This window comes from Nocardiopsis deserti (assembly GCF_008638355.1).
Lineage (GTDB): Bacteria > Actinomycetota > Actinomycetes > Streptosporangiales > Streptosporangiaceae > Nocardiopsis > Nocardiopsis alborubida.
Genome location: NZ_VWVS01000028.1, coordinates 1 through 19,762, shown reverse-complemented (window position 1 = coordinate 19,762; position 19,762 = coordinate 1). Strand labels below are relative to the sequence as shown.

Below are 19,762 nucleotides of genomic sequence, written 5' to 3'. Positions count from 1 at the left end.
TGGGGAACACGCACCGGGCACGAGGAAACCCCAGGCCAGTGGGGGTGAGCCCGGGGACTGACCTGGGGCTGGGGACGCTGTGTGGCTCCTGGTGTGCTCGCCGGTTCGCCTACCCGGCCGTCACCGGAGCCGGGCCTCGCAGGAGCGCGGCGGTGGCCTCGGCCGCCGCCTTGGCCACGTCCGGGAACACCGACTGGTAGGTGTCCTGGGTGAAGTGCGTGGTCGCATGCCCCAGCTCGCTGGACACGACCTTCACGTCCGTCCCGGCCGCCAACGCCAGCGAGGCGGCTCCGTGGCGCAACCCGTGCAACGTGATCGGCGGCAACCCGGCAGCCCTGGCGACGCGGAGAAACCAGTCACTGACCTGCCCCGGATGCCACCCTGAACCGTCCTGACGGGTGAAGACGAGGCCGCTGTCCACCCAGCCCGTACCGGCTTTGAGGCGGGCCTCGTTCTGGAACCGCCTCCAGGCCCGCAACACCTTGATGGTGTCCGCGTCCAGAGTGATCGTGCGCTGCCCGGCCGCGCTCTTCGGGGTGAAGTGATCGTCTCCCACGCCAACTGCACCACCTGAACACGGATGTCGATCTGCCCATCGGTCAACCTCGTGTTGGACCAGGGCAGTCCGACCGCTTCTCCTCGGCGTAGGCCCTTGACCGCGATCAGGTGGAACATTGGGTAGAGCCACGGGTACTTCCTCGCGTGCACCAGAAAAGCGCGGGTCTGCTCCGGGGTCCACACCATCACCTCTCCCGGCACCGTGCCGTCCTTGGCCCACTGGCGCACCCGATCCGGTGTCCACACCAACGGACGCTTCCGCGGACACGAGGGCAACCGCACGTGTGAGGCGATGTTCACCGACACCGGCAGGTCCGGACGCCTGACCGCTTCGGACAACGCGCTGCGCAAGGTAGCGCGTATCCGGTGCTTGGTGGACAGCGAGATCACCCGCCGCCCGCGCACCGAGGCCCGCACCCTCACGTCGTCGGACTCGCGGCACTCCAGGATGTGGCTGTTGGTTTCTTCGATGGCCGCGAACATCGCTTCGACGTGGCGGGCCTGGAGCTTGTCCACCCGCAGCCGGCCCAGACGAAGACCGCCCGCCGTCGGAGACGGGCCCCCCGTCCCGGGAGCCGGGGAAGCCGCGCGGCGCTCCCGGCCGGATCAGGCCTCCGGGGCGCCTGGTAGCACCGGCAGCCAGACCCGCATGGCGGTCGGCCCGCGCTCGGCCCACCGGTGGTAGGGGGAGAGCGTGAACTCGACGGCGCCGCCGTCGCGTCCCGCCCGGGCCCGCCCGCCGTAGGGCCAGGCCTGCCCGGGTCCCTCCCCGGTGCCGCAGGTGCCGAGGACCGTGACCCGTCCGTCCCGCTCGACGGGTTCGGAGGAGGTGTCGACCAGGAAGTCGGCGAGGTCGAGGCCCGGCGGCAGGTCGATCGACTCCGCGCAGTACACCAGCGGCCCCCGCTCCACGGCCACGCAGCCGCGGACGGCATCGATGCGGGGGTCGGGCCAGGTGAAGCGCGGCCGCAGCGGCAGGAGGAGGCGGACCTCCTCTCCGGGAACGAGTTCGCGTTCCACGACCGCCAGCCCGGGTTCCACCGGGCGGCGCCGTCCCCCCTCCTCCAGTACCGCGCCTCGGGCCCAGGAGGGCACGCGCATCCGCAGGGCCGTCGGACCCGACGGCGGATCGGTGACCCGGACGGTGACGAGCCCGTCGTCGGGATAGGCGGTCTCGACCTCCGCCCCGAGCACCCGGCCCCCTCCCAGATCCGCCGTGATCCGCATGCTGGCGTACTGCAGCAGGGTCAGTCCGCCGCCGTCGGCACTGGCGGCGTAGGCCTGCCAGGTGGCCAGTGTGCGGGCGAGGTTGGTGGGGCAACAGGACACGTCGAACCACGGTGCCCGGACTCCGCTCTCCGCCCGGGGGCTCGGGACACCGTCCTGCGACGTGTCCCCCACGACCCGTTGGTGCAGGGGGTTGGCGTAGAAGAAGGCCCTCCCGTCGGCGCTCGGCGCGGTCGCCACCACGTTGAACAGGGTCCGCTCCATCAGGTCGGCGTACCGTGTCTCCCCGGTGGCCAGGTACAGGCGCCAGGAGACCATGACCGAGGCGATACCCGCGCAGCTCTCGCAGTAGGCCCGGTCCGGGGGCAGCTCCCAGTCCTCGCCGAAGCCCTCGTCCTGGTGGCGCGAGCCCATGCCGCCGGTGAGGTGGGTGCGCCGGGCCACCGCGTTCTCCCACTGGCGCTCCACCGCCGCGAACAGCTCCGCGTCCCCGTGTTCGGCGGCCACGTCCAGGGCCGCCGCGGACAGGTAGAGCGCCCGCACCGCGTGGCCGCGCCAGGTGCGCGCGTCGCGGATCGGCACGTCGTCCTGGAAGTAGGCGCCGCCCCCGGGCACGCGGTCGCCGCGCAGGGTCGCGTGGCCGCGCCGGTCCAGGAACAGGCGGGCCTGCTCCACGTAGCGCTCCTCGCCCAGGGCCCGGCCCAGTTCCACCAGGCCCACCTCGATCTCGGGGTGGCCGCACACGGCCTCCCTCCCCCCGGGGCCGAACGCGGCGCAGACGTGGTCGGCGGCCCGGCGGGCGATCTCCACCAGCGTGTCCGGTCCCGGCCCGGTCGTACGAACCCGGGCCACGGCCGCCTGCAGCAGGTGTCCCGCGCAGTACAGCTCGTGTCCCATCTCCAGGTCGCTGTAGCGGGGCGGCCGTCCGCCGTGCCCGTAGTAGGTGTTGAGGTAGCCGTCCCCGTCCTGGGCCCGGCCCACCCGCGCGGTCAGGCGGCGCACGGCCGCGTCCGCCCCCGGGTCGCGGGTACGGCCGTACTCCCAGCACAGGGCCTCGATCAGCTTGTAGACCTCCGAGTCGGAGAACCACAGACCCGGTCTGTCCGGTCCGGTGGTGCCGTCGGCCACCCGGTCGAAGTTGGCCAGCCACCCCACCCGCTCCAACCACTCCTCGCAGTGTCCCAGCGTCGCGGAGGCGTTGGTCTCCTGCATCCCTCCCCAGAAACCGGAGCCCAGAGCGACCTCACCGAGTCCGAGCGGACGGACCCGGCTCCGGGAGGGGAGGACCGGGCAACCGCCGGCGGGCTCGGTCGCGGCGGCGGCTTCGTGGACGGTCACTTGTGCTCCTCGTGGTTGTGCGGTCGGCGGGGGCCGGTGTCTTCGGCGCGGGTCGTCCGGAGGCTCACTTGACCGCTCCGGCGGTCACGCCCCCGGCGACGTACCGCTGCGCCAGGACGAGCAGGACGGCCGCGGGGACGGAGGCCACGACGGCGGTCGCCATGATGGCGTTCCACTGGGTGGTGTTGTTGCCGATGTAGTTGTAGATACCGAGGGTGATCGGGATCATCTCGCTGTTGCGGCTGAGCGTCGAAGCGAAGACGAAGTCCGACCAGGCCCACAGGAAGGCGAAGAGGGAGACGGTCAGGATCGAGTTCCGGCTGACCGGGAGGATGATCGAACGGAAGGTGCGCCAGGTTCCCGCGCCGTCCACCTTCGCGGCCTGGAGGATCTCCTTGGGGATCCCGGACATGAACGCGGTGAACAGCATGACGCCGAACGGGACGGCGATCGTCGAGTCGGCGAGGATCAGCCCCCAGACCGTGTTGAGCCAGCCGAGGCGGACGTAGACGGCGTAGAAGCCCATGACCATGACGACGCTCGGGACCATCTGGGCCACCAGGAGCAGGAAGCCGATCGTTCCCGTACCTGGGGGGCGGAGCTTGGCCAGTGCGTATCCGGCGGGCGCGGAGACCACGAGGGTCACCGCCACGCACCCGAGTCCCACGACCATGCTGGTTGCCAGGTTCGGCAGCTGCTGTTCGAACACGGCCGCGTACCCCTCGAGGGTGGGGGCGTGGGGGAACCAGTGCGGAGGGTCGGCCCTCAGGTCGCTCGTCGGGGTCAGGGAGACGTTGAACATCCAGTAGACGGGGAAGAGCATGACCGCGGTGAGAAGGACGCCCAGCGCGGTCTTCCACCAGGCCCGGCCTCGGTTCATGACCATTCCTCCCGTCGTCTCAGGTACAGGTGGACGAAGCCGAACACCAGGGCCATGAGGATCAGCAGGTTGCCCACCGCGGCGGCCTCGGAGAAGTCGGGCTGTCCCGTGCCGAAGGCCCTGCGGTAGGACCAGATCGCCAGGGTCGTCGAGGTGTTGCCGGGGCCGCCGAGCGTCATGATCCAGATGACGTCGACCACCTTCAGGGTGTAGACGAGGCCGAGGAGCAGGGTGATGACGGACACGGGCCGCAGAAGCGGCATCGTGATGTGCCGGAACCGCTGCCAGGGTCCCGCCCCGTCGAGCTCCGCCGCCTCGTAGAGGTCTCTGGGGATGTTCTGCAGGCCGGAGTACAGGATCACCAGGTTGAACGGGATGCCGAGCCAGACGTTGGCGATGATGACCGAGGCCAGGGCCGTTTCGGGTGAGGTCAACCAGTTGACCTGGCCGACTCCGAACGCTCCGAGCACCGAGTTGACGATCCCGTTCTCGCTGTTGAGCATCCACGACCAGGTGGAGGCCGAGACGATCATCGGGAGCAGCCACGGGACGAGGAACATCGCGCGCAGCAGGGGTGAGAGCGGGAAGTTGTCGCGGAAGAAGACGGCGAGCGCGAGTCCGATGGCGTACTGCGCCGCGATGGAGACCAGGGTGAAGACGGCCGTGTTCCACAGCGCCGCTCCGAAGGCGTCGGAGGCGAGCACACCGGTGAGGTTGGCGAGGCCGGTGAAGTCGGCGTCGCCCTGGACGAAGGCCCTCGGTGTGTAGTCGTGGATGCTGAGGTCGATGTTGCGGTAGAGCGGATAGGCGTAGAAGAGCGCCAGGTAGGCGACCAGGGGCGCGACGAAGGCGAGCGCGGTCCACCTGTGTCCGGCGAAGGAGCGCCGTCCCGGCCCCGGGCCGGGACGGCCGGGTCCGGCCGTCGCCTCCGGCCCGGCCGGCGGTCCTCCGTACCCCGGCGCCGACCTCACGACGTACTGTCCTGGGGTTCGCGGTACTGACTCCGGTTCGCGGTTCAACTGGTCTCCGACTCCGCTCGGGCCTGGGCCTGCCCGAGCGCTTCCTCAACGTCCATGGCACCGCTCAGGGCGTTCTGCACCGCGCTCCAGAGGGCCTCGGAGATGATCGGATAGTCCGTGCCCAGGCCGTCGCTGGTACGTCCCTTGGCATTGCGCACCGCCTCCACCCACGGCCGGAGGTCCTCGTGCTCCTCCAGGAACGCCTCCTGCCCGGCGGCGGTGGGCGGGACGTAGTACGCGAAGGTGGTGGCCGTCTCCACGAGGCCCTCCGGCGTGGTCATGCACTCGACGACCCGCGCCGTGACCTCGTATCGCGACTCCTCTCCCTGCACCGGGGCGACGATGAACTCGCCTCCGGTGGGCGTCGGCGCGACACCACCGTCCATGCCGGGCAGAGCGATGACCCCCACCGGGAAGTCGGCCCCCTCCGCGCTGTTGACCTGCCAGGTCCCGTTCTCCGCGAAGGCGAAATCGCCGGTCAGGAACTGCTCCCAGACCGTGTTCTGCGAGTTGGTGATGACGGAGTTGGGGGCGTACCCGGCGTCCAGCCACCCCTTCCACAGCTCCAGGGCCCGAACCGCCTCGGGGGAGTCGAGTTCGCCGAGGTCGGCCCCAGCTCCCCAGAACCAGGGCAGGAACTGGAAGGACCCCTCCTCCGTGCCGATACCGGAGAAGGTGATGCCCTGGTGGCCCATCTCGGCGACCCTCTCCAGGGCGTCGGTGAGCGAGGCCCAGTCCGTGACCGAGTCCGGGTCCACACCGGCTTCGTCGAGGATCTCCTCGTTGTAGTAGAGCGCCAGGGTGTTCGCACCGATCGGGACGCCGTAGGCCTCACCGTCGACGACCCCGGCGGCGAGGAGGTTCTCGTCGATCTCCGACGTGTCGAGCCCGAACTCCTCCATCGTGGTCAGCATCCCGGTGTCGGCCAGCGTGGAGACCGCGGGGTTGTCCAGCAGGATGACGTCCGGCGAGGTCCCCTCCTGCGCGGCGAGCAGTGCCTGGTTGGTCAGGGCCGTCGTGTCGAAGGCGGTCCGCTCGATGGTGACCCCGGCCTCCTCGCCGCAGGCGGCGACCCGGTGTGCCCAGTCGGAGGAGTCGTCGTGCTGGGGGTAGGGATCCCACCACGTGTAGGCGTCGTCCGCCTCGGACGTGCCCTGGCCGGACGACGTGCAGCCCGCGATCACCGTCACGCACACCGCGGCGGCTACCGTCGCGCGCAGCAAACGCGCGGAGTCGGTTGGACGCATCATGATTCCTCACCTCTGTTCGGGGGGTTGTGGGGGCGAGAAGTGCTAGGGGAGTCCGGCGGACCGGCGGGCCCGGCCGACGGGGGCCGGACCCCTTGGAGCGCCCGTGCTCGACCTGTCGGTGAACTCCGGGGAGAGGAACCGCACGACGTACGGTTCGTTCCGCCGCTCGGCCGACCCGATCCGGCGCACCAGCTGGCGTACGGCCATGTTCCCGAGCCGGTCGGGCGCGCTCTCGATGGAGGAGTAGGGCAGGGAGAAGGTGCGCGCGAACTCGTCGGAGTAGCGGCCGACGACGGAGAGGTCGTCGGGCACGGTGAGACCGCGCGCGTGCAGGACGGACGGCAGCGCCGCTGCCGCCGCCTCGTTGTTGAGCAGGATGCCGGTGGCCCCGGGGTGGGCGTCCAGCAGATCGTGGAGTATGGCCCCGACCTCGGGTTGCCTGGACTCGCCGAAGACGGCGTGGAGCCGGATCCCGCGGACCCTCGCCTGTTCGATGGCGGCGTCCCGCAGCCGCCACACGTACGCGCCGCCGCGCCGCGCGACGTGCTCGGGCTGGGACACGAGGACGAGCTCGTGGTGTCCGAGCCGGTGCATGTGCTCCACCATCAACCGCCCGGCCTCCTCGAAGTCGAGATCGAAGACGTCCAGGCCGGAGCAGTCCCCGGGCAGGCCGACCAGGGCGCCGGGTTGCGGGGCGGCGCGCAGGACCGGCAGCCGGACGTCGTCGTGGGCGACGTTGAGCAGCACCACCCCGTCAACCATCCGCGAGTCGGTGATCCGGCGCAGGGCACGGGCCCCGTCGGCCTCGGTGACCAGCAGGATGTCGTAGCCGAGCTCGCGGGCGGTGTCCGAGACCCCGGTGATGTACTGCAGCATGGCCGGCGCGAACTCGTCCTCGAGGAAGCGGGCGAGCAGGCCGATCACCATCGTCTGCGAGGTGGCCAGTGCCCTGGCCCCGGCGTTGGGTGTGTAGCCCAGCTGGCGTACGGCCTCGGCCACCTGCCTCCGCACCTCCGGGGAGACGGATCTCTTGCCGGAAAGCGCGTACGACGCGGTGCTTCGGGAGACTCCGGCCGTCCTGGCCACGTCACCGATGGTGACCATCGTCCCTCCAGGGGATCGTTTCGGGGGCGACCGGACTCCGCCTTCCGGGGTCCGGCCACGGGGTGTCGTCAGGATGCGGCCGTCCCGCGTGGTCGCTGTCGGGCTTCCGTGAGAGCGGCCCCGCCGAGCGCCGGGGCGTGCCGGGAGCGCGGCGGGACGTCCGGCCGGGCGCCCGGAGCACCCTGTCCCTGACCTGGAGGGACGCGTTGGCGGGCGTCGCCGGGACCGCGCCGCTGCGCGGGTGTCCCGATCCCGGTGAAGACATCCTTGCGCTCCTGACTCGTCGTTCGCGGTGGATCCCGTGCCGTTCCCCCCGCCGGTGCGGGGTGCGCCCCCACCCGGTCAGGGTTGTCGAACCGGTTCGCTACACGGTCGGCCCCTCCGCTTCCAGGACGACCCTGCGACCAGGAAGTGGAGTATGCGTGCGTGGCGAACAGTGTTAGCGCTCACAAAGCACGGGTCAACCCTGGCCGGGTGACTCTTTACACATTCGCGACCTTCGTTCGCGGAAGGGGAGCCAACGGCGGGCGGCCGACCGGTTCGACCGGGCAGGCGCCCCACGCGCCATCCCCGCCCCGCGCGGAACCACCTTTGACCAGCACGGACACAGCTTCCGAGTCCGAGACGTCCACACCGGTCCGCGCGTCCTGGCGGACACCGCCCGGACGGAGGCGGAGAACACGGCGGAGGCCGCCCGTCCACACCTCGCAAGGTCACGAACGGGTAAAGAGTCTCCGACCCGGGGTTGCCCCGTTCTTTGTGAGCGCTAACTCTGACTCCACGGACTCGGGCTTCACGCGCCGGACACCTGGCCGCAATGACGGGACACCATCGGTCCACGCGTCGAACCGGTTCGACAACCCCGAGGGAGACGTATGCACCGCACCACAACCCAACGAGGCCTGTCAGGCCTCGGCGCCCTCGTCCTCGCCGCCAGCGTGGTCGTCGCGGGACCCGCCGCTCCGGCCAGTGCCGCCGGCCTGACCCTCACCGTCGATGTCGGGCAGGTCGTACGCCCGGCGACGCAGGTCGCCGCCGGCGGCCTCTACGGGGTCGCCTCCGACTCCCAGCCCACCACCGACATGCTGTTGCCGCTGAACCCGACGAGCTTCACCCAGCCCCCACCCGGCACCACACACCTGGGCAACGGGGCGACCGAACCGTGCTGCGACGCGCTCGATGTCGGACACAACGTCACCAGGTCCGGAGCCCAGCAGTTCATCCGCCTACCCGACATCTATCCGACCTTCCCCTACGAGTGGCAGGGCTGGGACGACTGGGAGCGGAAGGTCACGACCATGGTCAACGACCGCCTCGCCGCGACGGACGTGACCAACATCCACGGCTGGGAACTGTGGAACGAAGCCGACTGGACGTGGGACACAGCGGCCGCCGGTTCCTTCCACGACGGCTGGAGCCGCACCTACGACCTCGTGCGTTCCCTGGACCCGGTCACCCCGATCGTCGGTCCGAGTCCGTCGAGGTACGTCCACGACGAGATGCTCGCCTTCATGACCCATGCCCGTGACACCGACACGCTGCCGGACGTGGTCGTGTGGCACGAGCTCGACGACATGAACTGGAACGCCTTCGAGGAGCACGTCGCCGACTACCGTGCCATCGAGAGGTCCCTCGGCGTCTCTCCCCGGCCGATCGTCATCAACGAGTACAACAGCTTCAACCAGATGGACGTCCCCAGCGTGGCCCTGCACTGGATGAGTGTGTTCGAGCGCCACGGCGCGCGCGAGGCCCACCGGGCCTACTGGTTCGAGGCCGGTACCTTCAACGGACTGTTCACCTTGGACAACCGGCCGACCGCGTCGTACTGGCTCTACCGCTGGTATGGAGCGATGACCGGGAACATCGTGGAGACGGCACCGGACGGCTGGTTGGATGGTGTGGCCTCCTACGACTCCAGCCGGCAGGTCGTCAACGTCGTCTTCGGCGGCGACTGGGGCGACAACGCGGTGAACGTCACCGGACTGGACTCGTTCGGCCCGTCTGTCGACGTGCGGCTCCTGTCCACCCCCGGGTCAGGACGTCACAGCCACGTCGCCGCGCCCACCGTCGTGCGGGAGACGGGCCTGCCCGTCACCGGCGGACAGATCTCGGTCCCGGTGGACGGGATGAACGCCGAGGGCGCCTACCAGCTCCTGATCACCCCGGCGGGTGGTCCGACCACCTCCTGGCAGCAGGTCTACGAAGCCGAGAACGCCACGGTCGTCAACGCCCAGACACGGTCCTCGGACCAGGCGTCGAACAGGTTCTACGTCGGCGGGATCGACGGGGACACCGACATGCGGTCGGACTCCTTCGTCGACTTCACCGTGAACGTCCCCGAGGCCCGCTCCTACACGATGACGGTTCGGTACGCCAACGGCACCGGCGCGACCTCGACCCACGGTCTGGCCTACAACGGCGGGGCCTGGTCCACCGTCTCGTATCCGCCCACGCCGGGATGGGCGCGGTTCGGGACCATCCGCGTGACCGTCGACCTCGACGCCGGGTACAACGTCATCCGCCTGGCCAAGGGCTCGCCCGGCTTCGAGGGGGGCACCGGATACGCCGAGCTCGACAGCATCACCCTGTCCTGACCGCGTCCGCCGCACGCCGCCCGGTCCGCGCCGCGGGCCGGGCGGCGTGCGGGGAGGGTTCGCAGTCCTCCCCACGGGAAGGGGACGACGGGACGGCCCGGCGCACGCGGTCACAGGCGATCGGGGCCCTCCCGGAACTTGGGTTCTAGTGGTGGTTGCAACACCCCAACTCAAGGGGTGTCATGCACTTTCAGATCCGCAAGGACCGAACACCACGGGGCCACAGGAAGCTCACCGGTGAGCGAGCGGCATACTTGCAGCTCATGCAGCAGGGCCACAGCAACGCCGAAGTCTGCCGGATCGTCGGCGTCGATGAACGCACTGGCCGGGTATCCACGATGTCCTCCTTGAGGTCACGTGGTCCCAGAATCCAGAAATCCGACTCCGAAAAACGCAGGACACACCAGTGGAGCAGCGTTCTTGCGAGGACCTCGCGAGGTGCCATCGAATGCCACCAGGGGCGGTGTGTGCTCCGTTTGTGCTCCGCAGTTCCGGACTGGCACGGCGCGGGGCGACACCCCTTGGCACGAAACGATGGCGGCGATCGGGTGGATAGGGACGAAACGGCACCCTGTGGCACGTAGAGGCACGAAAGCACCGGACTTCTCATCCGATGGTCGCAGGTTCGAATCCTGCCGGGTGCGCCACAAAACCCCAGTTCAGACGGGGTTTGCGAGTCGAACAGACGAGGCGCCGGGCCCGGATCGGGGCCTGACATCCTCCATGTGTGCTCCCCAGTGCAGGGTCCAGTACAGGTGGAGGGCCACCTCGCGGAGCACTTTGCCATCCCGTGACCGTGGCGACGGCGCCCCGTGTCCGTCCACCAGCTCCCCACAGCCGCCCCGGCACCGCCACGCAACGCTACGCCCCTGGACACGCCCCGTCGCCCCACCGTCCGCATATGGCTGCTCCAGCCGAAACCCCTCACCCCATGGGACATTCCGCGCCATAACCTGATGGCATCAACCCTGGACCCAGGGCTCCGGCAAAGTCGGGCAGCGGTGCGGGCGTGTCCGACCCGGTTGGATGGAAGTCCTTCACACCGTCATCCGTCCGAGGAACACGCCCGCGCATGCCATCGTCCAGCCCCAGTGCTCTCACCGTCGAACCCGTCTCACGCCAAGAGCGCCTGCTCCAGGTCATCGACATCGACGGTGCCATCGTCACCCTCGACGCGGTGCACACCCAGGTCGACACCGCGGCCACGATCCGCGCCGGGGGCGCCCACTACGTCTTGACCGTCAAGGCCAACAACAAGCACCTGTACGCCCAGCTCAAGGACCTGCCCTGGAAGTACGTGCCCACGCGCACGATGCGCGACACGGGCCATGGCCGCCGCGAAACCCGCACGACCAAGACCGCTGACATCCCGGCGTGAATCACTTTCAAGGGCGCCGCTCACGCGGGTGGGTCATTACCGTAACTGACACGGGAACGTCATCGTGGGCTTGGCCTCGCGAGCCGTCTGGGTCGAATCGGGCACCATCACCCGAGGTCACCGGCCTTCAGCAGTGCAAGCTCAACGATACGGTCGCAAAATTCACCGAAAGAAATCCCGGCGGGCTCCAACGCCTTCGGCAAGAGGCTCTGAGATGTAAGTCCCGGGAGCGTGTTGACCTCCATGAACCAGACAACACCTTCGTCGTCTACGAGGAAGTCGCTGCGGCTGTATCCGTCGAGTTTGAACAAATGATGGATTTTCAACGCTGACGCCTGCAGCTCAGCAGCCAGGTCCGCGCTAATCTGCGCCGGGAAGACTTCAGCAGCCCCCGCCGCCTGGTACTTCGACTCGTAGTCGAAGAGCCGTCCACTATCCGTGATGATCTCTCCTACTGGGAGCGGAGTGTCATCCAGGACGCTGACTGTGAACTCCCGACCGGAAACATACGTTTCGATCATGACCTCGCCGTACCGAGCCGCATTCGCGATCGCCGATGAGAAGCCTTTTTCTTCCCGCGCAATCTGCAGACCGACGCTGGAACCCTGGGAGTTAGGCTTCACGATCACCGGGAGGCCCAGTGAGGCCGCGACGGTCGGAAAGTGCGTCTCGTTCATGAGCCATTTCGGCGTTCGAACCCCGCCCTGCTCCGCGAGACGCTTAGAGATATCCTTGTCCATCGCCAGCCCGCTAGAGATACTCGATGAGCCCGTGAATGGCACACCCAGGAGCTCAAGCAGAGCCTGCACGTGACCGTCCTCACCCGAACCTCCGTGCAACGCGATGAACACGACATCGAACTCCCCGATTACGTTCCCGAACGCTATCACGTTCGAGCGTGAACGAAGGGACAGGAGGCTGCTTTCGGTGGGCTGTTCACGCACGCCGGAGAGCGCGGTCAGCTCGCGATCCTGCGCGGATGTCAGACGCCCGGTCGCGCTATCTATGGCGGTTACATTGTACCCCTTATCCCGAAGCGCTCGCACCACTTTCGACGCAGAAGCGATCGATACCTCTCGCTCTTCACTGGCACCTCCGAACAGGACGGCAATATTCATGAGTATCCCTCCGACAGAAGTATGCGTAATTTATCGATGCTGTCGACGAGGAGACCGCCCGCCGCCAAAGCGCGAGAGTCCACGAGGCCAGACAGCAAAGCCACAGCCTTGGCGCCGACTGGAACAGCTGCTTCAACGCCCTGCGGACTGTCTTCTGCGAAAAACAGTCGCTGGACGACACCGAGTAGCTGCCCATGATCGCGAGAGCGCATCACGGCCCTGCTTCCGCAAATATTTGCAACTCATGGGCGACCACAGCAAGGAAACCGTGCCGTGTCGAACTCACGCCGAGCCTAGCAGTTCGCCGACTCGCTCACGAACTTCGATAGGCGGCAGTGCTCAACGCGAATGATTTTCTGTATGCGCTCGGATTTGAGGTTCAGGTAATCAGACAGAGTTGCGGGTCCAACATGCCCGTAGTTGTTGAGCGAGCGGATAATGAACGGCTGCTCCAGCAGCTCGCTGACAGTCAACGGGTCTGAGTTCAGGCACCTCATACTGGTATGCGCGCGGCTACCGCCGCAGCGAACGCCGTCCGCATCTGTGGGAGCTCCAAAGGAATGACCCTCCCTGCTTAAATAAAGACAGGGAGGATCATTCTAGCGCGTTCATTGCTATTCAATTTAGCACTTATAACCGCGGGGCATCTACTTCTTTTTCCGACTTGCCAGTAGCAAGAATCGAAGACTGAAGACTACTGTCGCCGCGACCATTAGGAAAAAAAGCGAAACCGATGTCATGTGCAACAGGCCTCCCGACGCCTCTTCAATGCTCAAGCCACCCAGAGAGAGCGATGTGGCCAGAAACACGAGCATCATTATGAAACAGAAGGCTCCCGATTTAGCTGCCGCTGGATATTTCGACATCGCACCCCTCGCCTTTCCTTACTGATTAATTTCTACGGATATCGCAAGTTCCAGAAGCGCTTTGAATCAGCATACTCGGTCAGCAGATTCAAGCGAGGTACCGATACCTATGCCTGAAGCTACTACCCCTCCTACGGCAGCACCCCCTGATACAACTGTTCCGGAAGCTGTTACGACGATGCCCACAGCACTGCCAGCGAACCCCAACCATGCCAACTGGCAGTCAGTGAGGAGCCCGGTGGGGTCGGTGTTGTTGTTGGGGTCGCACTGGGCGTAGTTGTAGTTGTTGAGTTCCTGCCGGGACGGGCCCGGCTGGGTGAAGCCCAGGGTGAACGTGCTGTGGAAGCGGTGGGACAGGTGCACCGTGCCGCCCTGGAACGCTGTCGGACGCGCATCGCCGAGAAACTGGCAGATGGGCGCCCCGGCCGAGTGATCGCTGAATAATTACGACGACCAAAAGTCGAGGCGCCCCGCCCACAACCAGAAATCTAGATTAGATCCACAGAGTCCAGCAATCTCCTACTAATCCCAGAAAAGCAGGAGGCCTGCTATCATCAGAAGAATCAAAGCAGCCAAGGAATCAACGTTCCCAATCGGCCTTGAAGTCTTCACCCTGGCCACCATGTAGATTAGAACGGCACAAATTATGATTGACGCAAGAAGCTCAAAAAAGGGAGATCACCTGCTTTCTCTAGAGATCCTTGTAAAAGGCATGAGCTCCGCACAGAAACGAAGGGATAGCGGCTGCCGAAGCGACTGACGTCGCGGTCATACCAACTCCAGCAGTAAGTGTGCCAGCTGTAACGGCTGACATACCGGCTCCCACTAGAGGGCGTCTGAAAAGGGTCAGGGCGGTGTTCGGGCCAGGCGGTGCAGCAGGGTCATACTCATTGCGAGGTAGATGACATTCTCGGAGTTCGCGGCCAGGTACTCGTAGTCCTTCGAGGTGCGCCGGTACTTGCCCAACCAGGCGAACGTGCGCTTGACGACCCAACGGCGCGGCACCACCGCGAACCGGGTCACCTCACGTGCAGGAGCATCCTGCGGAGCCCAGGTGCTCCGGAAGCCGCCGTCATGCCGCTGGACGATCTGGACGGTGACGTCCACCGCCCGGCGCGCCCACTTCGCCAGGGCCTGCCCGCGATACCCCTGGTCAACCCAGACATGCCGCAGCCGCGGGAACAGGTCCGCCGCCAGGGACAACAGCACCATCGCGCCCTGGCGATCCCCCGCGTTCGCGGGGCTGACACAAGCTGTGAGCACGTTGCCCATCGTGTCGACCAGCAGGTGATGCTTGATCCCGTTGACCTTCTTGCCTCCGTCGTAGCCGTGGGATCCGCCGCGGTCGGTGGCCTTGACGCTTGGGGAGTCGATGATTCCCGCACTGGGGGTGGGATGGCGGCCATTCCGGGTCCGTTCGTGTCGGCGCAGGTGGTCCAGGATCTGCTCCCAGCGGCCCTCGATGCGCCACAGCCTCCATGCGCCACAGTCTCCAGTAGTGGTAGACCGTCTGCCAGGGTGGAAAGTCGTGGGGCAGCAGCCTCCACGCGCACCCGGCTCTCATCCAGTAGGCCAGTGCGTTGATGATTTCGCGCCGTTCGTGCAGGACGGGGCGTCCACCCGGCTTGGGCGCGGGGATGACAGGGGCGAGGAGCTCCCACTCGGTGTCGGACAGGTCAGTGGGGTACGGGGGATGTCCGGGCACCATCGGCCTCCGAACGCAGGAGATTCACTCCTCCAGTCTGCACTGCTCTGACCCTTTTCAGACGCCCTCTAGTGGTGTCCGGATGCCGTCCGCCAGGCGCTCCGGTCGCACTACCGCTGCATGACCGCAGCGATGAGGAGCTGCTTCAGGGCATCATCGATCTTGGTGGCACACCAGCGGAGATCCTCGGGCACCGTGAATTGCTGGACATGCTGCTGCCCGTGATTCGGGCGGACCTCGGCCTGCTGGCCCGTTACATGGAGGCCGTGCGACCGACCGTCCTGCCGTGCCCAGTGGTGGCGCTGGGTGGCGCCGACGATCAGCTCTCCGGCCCGGAGTGGATCACCGGCTGGCGTTCGGTGACGGCCGTCGGGTTCCGGCCTCGCGTCTTCCCCGGCGAGCACTTCTTCCTGCACGAGGAGGTGGCCGGCGTGATGGCCGAGATCGCCACCGCCGCGGAAGGGGCCCGGACCTGCAACCGCTGACGCGCTGCCAGTGGCATCCGGCTCGCGGCGTCCTGCGGCGTGGGCGCCGAAACGACGAAGACCCGACCCGGCGATGCGCCTCCGTACCGCAGCGGCGATGGCGTCAGCGAGTGGCGGTCCAGTGGTACGTCATGTCCGGCTCCTTCTCCTCGTTGCGGCTGCCATCGTTGAGCTCCTCGGCGGTGAAGCCGTGCCACTCGTAGAAGGCGCGGGCCCCGTCATTGCGCTGGAAGACGTGGAGCGACAGCTCCTTCGGGGAGGCTTCCTTGACCTTGGCGAGCAATGCGGAGCCGATGCCCCGTCGGCGAACGTCCGGACGCAGGTAGAGGTGGTCGAGGACGGTTCCGTTGAGCGCCGCGAACCCTATGACCTGCGCGGACTCCCCCATCTCCGCCACCCACACCGTACTGTTCGGGAGGACGGCTGCTTCGATCCATGCCCGCGTCCGCTCATCGCTGTGGAGCCTCGGCAGGTACGGCATGGCCTCGGCCCTTGAGGCCAGGAAGACCGCCGTGATCGCCTCAGCGTCGGTTGGCTCGGCCCGCCGCAGGCACGGTCGCTCGTACTCGGATTCCGGCAGGTCGGTGCGGTCGTCCTGGGTCGAAGACATCGCAATGTCCCCTTCTGCCGATTCCATGAGGAGCGAAAGGCGCGGGCATGGTGCTCAGATACTGATAGGAGCGGATCGCGAACGGAATAGCCTCGCAAAATGGATGCCATCCCTGGCCCGTTATCTAGATCACCTTCGTCGAAAATATGGCGCCCTGCGAGCGGTGCCGAAGTGAAATCTAGCAGTAACGTTCAGGCCACGCAAGGGGTTCCCAACCACCACAATCTGCGGTTGCATGGACACCCACGATCGTACTGACGCCACCGCGCACCGGCCGCGAACCGGTTTTGAGAGGGGAATCCAAGGATGCAGGTGCCTGCTATCCTTTTTCGGGATGTAGTAAAGAACTACGGCGTGACGACTGCTGTCGACGGATTGGACCTCAACGTCTCCCCAGGCACGTTCTTCGGCCTCTTGGACCGAACGGCGCGGGAAAAACCACCACCATGCGCCTGATCACCGGGCAGAGCCGAGCAACGAGCGGCACGGTCGAGATATTCGGACACGACATGCCGCAGCAGTCGCGGCATGTCCGCTCACTACTTGGAGCCGTGCCGCAAGAGGACAACCTCGACACCAAATTGACGGTCCGTCAGAATCTGGATGTGTTCGCCCGTTTCAGCGCCCTGCCGGCTCTCCAGTACAGGTCGGCGGTGGAAGAGGCACTCGCCGCGGTCCGGCTCACCGAACGAGCCGACCACCAGGTGGAGACACTTTCCGGAGATATGCGTCGCAGGCTACTGCTTGCCCGGGGCATCCTCACGGCCCCCCGTCTGCTGCTGCTCGACGAGCCGACTGTCGGACTCGATCCCCAGATCCGCCAGGACCTGTGGGATGTGATGGAGACACTGCGCGCGTCGGGCACGACCGTGCTGATGTCCACGCACTACATCGAAGAGGCCGAGCGTCTCGCGGACGAGGTCGTGGAATCGCGCTGTTTGGCTGGTTCCGGTGGCGAAGGCCGTGAGAGCGACTCGATCACCTTGGACACCGACCACGATCGGTGTGAGCTGGTTGTCCAGCTCCCAGATACCGGGGATGATCTCGGCCGTCTTCAGGCCATCGTAGACGGCCAGCTCGACGGAGAACACCACCTGGTCGTAGGGCTCTGGACCAACGCCGACAACGACGGCGGCAGTTCGTTGATCCACGCCGCCGCGGCTTCGGCGTCCGCGCCGACCAGACGCGGCAGGTTCCGCTCTTCGGTCTCGGATCCGGTCCGGACGACAAGGGCCTCGTCGGTGCCCGCGCCGCTACGGATCATCCGGGCCGTCACCCTCCCCGGACGGCGGTAGACCTGGACGGGCATGCGCAGCAGTCCGTGGTTGCCCAGGGCTGTCATGGTGTCGAGCTTGCTCATCGCGCTCATGCGGCGCGCTCCAGGAGGCTCCTGGTGATCGGGCGGACTTGGAGCACGACGACCGCAGCGCCGGTCCACGCCCACTCCACGTCGACTCCGAAACCGGAGTGCTCGTGCAGGAAGCGGCAGGTCTGGAGCAGACGACGGGTCAGCAGCATCCCCGCGATGGATGACTCCTGGGTCGTGATGTGGAAGCGGTTCCCCTCCACCCGAGCGCGCGCTTGGGGCGGACGGCCGGCAGTGATGCCGTCAGCCTGCCGGGTGGCCTCCACCCTCAGGTGGCCGTCCTCGTAGAAGGCCACGCCGTAGAGGGGCGCCTCGATCTGTTCTTGCACCATGACGCAGGCCCCGCTGTCACCGCCGAGGTTCTCGGTGCTGAGGAGGTCCTGGTCGATGGTGCGCAGCAGCGCCGAGGCGTCGGGAGGACAGTTCAGCGGGGAGACGGTACGGCCCGCCTGTGCGCTTTTCGCCAGGTCCTCGTGAGCGCTGGTCCGGAGCACCACGCGGCAGGACCTGTACAGGCGGAGCCAGGTCCTGGCCGCGTTCACCGCTTCGGCGGTCGCTCGCGACAGGTCCTCGGCCCGAAGGCACAACGCGAGCGGCATCGGGATCCTGAGTTGGGCGACCTCGCTCAGTCGGGCGGCTTTGAAGCCCCAATGGTCGGCGCCCAGCCGTTGAGTCAGCAGGTCAGCCACCATCGGCGCACCCGCCCAAGCCGAACCGTGTCAGAGCGCGGGGTTCTTCTTCGAGTCCATCCATGCGCCCACTGTGGCCAGGCCACACGCAGGAGGCCATGACCGGCCAGTCATAGCTTCCATGACGAGCCGGTCATGAGTCGCCGCGCTCACTGCTCAGCCAAGTGACAGGAGGTGATCCCGGCACACACCAACGGCTCTACCGAAGCCGGTACATGCCACAGCCTCCACCAGACCCGGTACGAAACACCTTGGGGTTGGCCAAAGAGAAGGAGACCACCGCCCCGTCGGTGGTGGTGATGAGCAACAACTTGGATCCCCAGTAGAAGCGGTGGTGGGAGGCATCACGCCCGTAACCGCACACCTGGCCCAGGTCGGAGCGCTCCACGGTGGTGCGCGAGGCCCCGCACGGGACGGGAGTGCCATCCATCAACCGCAGCCTCTCGTGCCAGGTGGGGGTGCGTCGGGCCAACCAGCCCACGGCGGTGAACAGCACCGGAGCCAGGCGGGTCAGGTGGCGGTTGTACTCGGACTGGCCGGGCAGGCGGCCAAAGAGGTGACCGATGCGGGTCGGGGCCATCCGTAGCCAGCGGCGTTGGTCGTCGCAGCGCAGGAGCACCTAGGCGATGGCGACGCAGAGGAGTTCGGCGTCGGTGAGCAGGCGGGGTCTGCCCGGGCCGGTGCGTTGTTTCTCCGAAGGGATCACGTCATCGTCCAAGTGGACGTAGAGTGCTGCCAGAAGGGCGTCAAGGTCATTGGTCACACTCTGATCCTCGACGCCCTTCGCCGTGCCCGCAGGCGTTTCAGGGATTTCCCATCAACGATCTAGACCCGAAAAGCGAAAGAAAAATAACTATTTTGACCTTGAAATAGATCGAAAAAGACCTCCCATTCCCGCTCAACACTCCGGACTTTCCCGCTGTGCCAACTTTCCTGCCCGAACACAAAACCCCCATCAATTCTCTTCCACAAATCACCACCCAAGATTGAACATCCCGCAAGAACAAGTTCATCGAAAACATCACGAGCAATAATTGAAGGGAAAGCAAACTCGTGCGCACCTTCATCGGAGAGATCCACTGCGCAAGCAAATAGCTCCTTCGAGACGAACTGACTCATGGAAACCCGCCCCTCACGAGTGGAGCTCATCCCATCCTCCTGTCAAAAAACCTGTGGTTAATAGTCATGTCCGACTCGACAATCCAATGAAATGTTCCACTTCTCCCATTCACTACCCCAGGAAGCTTCACATGCAACCTATCAACACCGTCTCCGCCTGTGACACGAGACGTGTCATCCATAGTGGGCATAGAGTCAATCAAGGCAGGAAAGGCATGATCGTCACCTTTCTCAATCTGGCTCTCGACTTTTTCAGTGTACCTAGTCCCATCAAGGGGGTTCTTAGATGAGCCTGCGCCACCGCAGTTGTGATTGAGAAGGTCTAAGAGCTCATCTCATTTGGGTTTTCGGTAGCCTGCCTCTGTGTCGATGGTGGAACGGCTGGTGCCGGACGAGCTATGGGAACTGTTCCAGCGGGTGGTGCCCGAGGCGCCCACCCGCCCGCAAGGCGGCGGG

General features: G+C 66.5%; 13 protein-coding genes, 1 tRNA gene and 4 pseudogenes. 6 read left to right on the top strand and 12 right to left on the bottom strand.

All coding sequences use genetic code 11. The features are described from left to right. Nucleotides 1–109: 109 nt before the first annotated feature. From FYW99_RS29305 to FYW99_RS29280, 6 genes and pseudogenes are all read right to left on the bottom strand, one after another. Nucleotides 110–1,089 (bottom strand): annotated as a pseudogene (locus tag FYW99_RS29305) (tyrosine-type recombinase/integrase); the annotation flags it as partial. Between the two features lie 75 nt (nucleotides 1,090–1,164). After that, nucleotides 1,165–3,123: a glycoside hydrolase family 127 protein gene (locus FYW99_RS29300; RefSeq protein ID WP_150255388.1), complete on the bottom strand. Its 1,959-nt coding sequence runs from the start codon at nucleotides 3,121–3,123 to the stop codon at nucleotides 1,165–1,167. Nucleotides 3,124–3,187: 64 nt separating this feature from the next. Further along, nucleotides 3,188–4,003 carry a carbohydrate ABC transporter permease gene (locus FYW99_RS29295; RefSeq protein ID WP_150255385.1) on the bottom strand — a complete coding sequence of 272 codons (816 nt, stop codon included), beginning with the start codon at nucleotides 4,001–4,003 and terminating at the stop codon, nucleotides 3,188–3,190. Next, nucleotides 4,000–4,974, bottom strand: a complete 975-nt coding sequence (locus FYW99_RS29290) for a carbohydrate ABC transporter permease (protein ID WP_150255383.1) — start codon at nucleotides 4,972–4,974, stop codon at nucleotides 4,000–4,002. The genes FYW99_RS29295 and FYW99_RS29290 overlap by 4 nt, the downstream gene beginning before the upstream one ends. 44 nt (nucleotides 4,975–5,018) lie before the next feature. Beyond that, complete coding sequence (locus tag FYW99_RS29285; RefSeq protein ID WP_223839761.1) at nucleotides 5,019–6,272, bottom strand: sugar ABC transporter substrate-binding protein; 1,254 nt, start codon at nucleotides 6,270–6,272, stop codon at nucleotides 5,019–5,021. Nucleotides 6,273–6,314: 42 nt separating this feature from the next. Continuing rightward, nucleotides 6,315–7,376: a LacI family DNA-binding transcriptional regulator gene (locus FYW99_RS29280; RefSeq protein ID WP_150255381.1), complete on the bottom strand. Its 1,062-nt coding sequence runs from the start codon at nucleotides 7,374–7,376 to the stop codon at nucleotides 6,315–6,317. Between the two features lie 875 nt (nucleotides 7,377–8,251). On the opposite strand from FYW99_RS29280, the gene FYW99_RS29275 reads away from it, so the two are divergent. The 3 genes from FYW99_RS29275 to FYW99_RS33135 all read left to right on the top strand — a co-directional run bounded on the left by FYW99_RS29275 (nucleotide 8,252) and on the right by FYW99_RS33135 (nucleotide 11,348). Further along, complete coding sequence (locus FYW99_RS29275; RefSeq protein ID WP_150255379.1) at nucleotides 8,252–9,970, top strand: CBM35 domain-containing protein; 1,719 nt, start codon at nucleotides 8,252–8,254, stop codon at nucleotides 9,968–9,970. A 566-nt stretch (nucleotides 9,971–10,536) separates the two neighbouring features. Beyond that, a tRNA-Arg gene (locus FYW99_RS29270) sits at nucleotides 10,537–10,617 on the top strand. Nucleotides 10,618–11,042: 425 nt separating this feature from the next. Then, the gene (locus FYW99_RS33135; RefSeq protein ID WP_150255376.1) at nucleotides 11,043–11,348 is read left to right on the top strand and encodes a transposase; all 306 of its coding nucleotides are present in this window, start codon (nucleotides 11,043–11,045) and stop codon (nucleotides 11,346–11,348) included. A gap of 107 nt (nucleotides 11,349–11,455) precedes the next feature. On the opposite strand, the gene FYW99_RS29260 is transcribed toward FYW99_RS33135, so the two are convergent. Both FYW99_RS29260 and FYW99_RS29250 read right to left on the bottom strand, forming a co-directional pair. Continuing rightward, nucleotides 11,456–12,466, bottom strand: coding sequence for a D-alanine--D-alanine ligase family protein (locus FYW99_RS29260; RefSeq protein ID WP_150255374.1), 1,011 nt, complete (start codon nucleotides 12,464–12,466; stop codon nucleotides 11,456–11,458). 1,712 nt (nucleotides 12,467–14,178) lie between these two features. Beyond that, a pseudogene (locus tag FYW99_RS29250) lies at nucleotides 14,179–15,040 on the bottom strand (IS5 family transposase). 68 nt (nucleotides 15,041–15,108) lie between these two features. Here FYW99_RS29250 and FYW99_RS29245 point away from each other — a divergent pair. Then, nucleotides 15,109–15,522: a thioesterase II family protein gene (locus FYW99_RS29245; protein ID WP_223839759.1), complete on the top strand. Its 414-nt coding sequence runs from the start codon at nucleotides 15,109–15,111 to the stop codon at nucleotides 15,520–15,522. Between the two features lie 103 nt (nucleotides 15,523–15,625). On the opposite strand, the gene FYW99_RS29240 is transcribed toward FYW99_RS29245, so the two are convergent. After that, on the bottom strand, nucleotides 15,626–16,132 hold the full coding sequence (locus tag FYW99_RS29240; protein WP_150255370.1) for a GNAT family N-acetyltransferase: 507 nt from the start codon (nucleotides 16,130–16,132) through the stop codon (nucleotides 15,626–15,628). A gap of 287 nt (nucleotides 16,133–16,419) precedes the next feature. Between FYW99_RS29240 and FYW99_RS29235 the strand changes: the two genes are divergently transcribed. After that, on the top strand, nucleotides 16,420–17,427 hold the full coding sequence (locus FYW99_RS29235; RefSeq protein ID WP_223839757.1) for an ABC transporter ATP-binding protein: 1,008 nt from the start codon (nucleotides 16,420–16,422) through the stop codon (nucleotides 17,425–17,427). Nucleotides 17,428–17,497: 70 nt separating this feature from the next. Here the strand turns inward: FYW99_RS29235 and FYW99_RS29230 are convergent, their stop codons facing one another. From FYW99_RS29230 to FYW99_RS29215, 3 genes and pseudogenes are all read right to left on the bottom strand, one after another. Next, a complete protein-coding gene (locus tag FYW99_RS29230) occupies nucleotides 17,498–18,190 on the bottom strand; it encodes a pyruvate phosphate dikinase (protein ID WP_150255366.1) in 693 nt (230 codons plus the stop codon). A gap of 247 nt (nucleotides 18,191–18,437) precedes the next feature. After that, nucleotides 18,438–18,950 (bottom strand): annotated as a pseudogene (locus FYW99_RS32025) (IS982 family transposase); the annotation flags it as partial. A gap of 62 nt (nucleotides 18,951–19,012) precedes the next feature. Next, nucleotides 19,013–19,336, bottom strand: a complete 324-nt coding sequence (locus FYW99_RS29215; RefSeq protein WP_150255360.1) for a hypothetical protein — start codon at nucleotides 19,334–19,336, stop codon at nucleotides 19,013–19,015. Nucleotides 19,337–19,669: 333 nt separating this feature from the next. On the opposite strand from FYW99_RS29215, the pseudogene FYW99_RS29210 reads away from it, so the two are divergent. Beyond that, nucleotides 19,670–19,762 (top strand): annotated as a pseudogene (locus tag FYW99_RS29210) (IS5/IS1182 family transposase); the annotation flags it as partial.

Coding starts and splice junctions, on each gene's coding strand:
- FYW99_RS29295 (WP_150255385.1), bottom strand. CDS start 4,003: ATGAACCGAGGCCGGGCCTGGTGGAAGACCGCGCTGGGCGTCCTTCTC.
- FYW99_RS29285 (WP_223839761.1), bottom strand. CDS start 6,272: ATGATGCGTCCAACCGACTCCGCGCGTTTGCTGCGCGCGACGGTAGCC.
- FYW99_RS29280 (WP_150255381.1), bottom strand. CDS start 7,376: ATGGTCACCATCGGTGACGTGGCCAGGACGGCCGGAGTCTCCCGAAGC.
- FYW99_RS29275 (WP_150255379.1), top strand. CDS start 8,252: ATGCACCGCACCACAACCCAACGAGGCCTGTCAGGCCTCGGCGCCCTC.
- FYW99_RS33135 (WP_150255376.1), top strand. CDS start 11,043: ATGCCATCGTCCAGCCCCAGTGCTCTCACCGTCGAACCCGTCTCACGC.
- FYW99_RS29260 (WP_150255374.1), bottom strand. CDS start 12,466: ATGAATATTGCCGTCCTGTTCGGAGGTGCCAGTGAAGAGCGAGAGGTA.
- FYW99_RS29240 (WP_150255370.1), bottom strand. CDS start 16,132: ATGTCTTCGACCCAGGACGACCGCACCGACCTGCCGGAATCCGAGTAC.
- FYW99_RS29230 (WP_150255366.1), bottom strand. CDS start 18,190: ATGGTGGCTGACCTGCTGACTCAACGGCTGGGCGCCGACCATTGGGGC.
- FYW99_RS29215 (WP_150255360.1), bottom strand. CDS start 19,336: ATGAGCTCCACTCGTGAGGGGCGGGTTTCCATGAGTCAGTTCGTCTCG.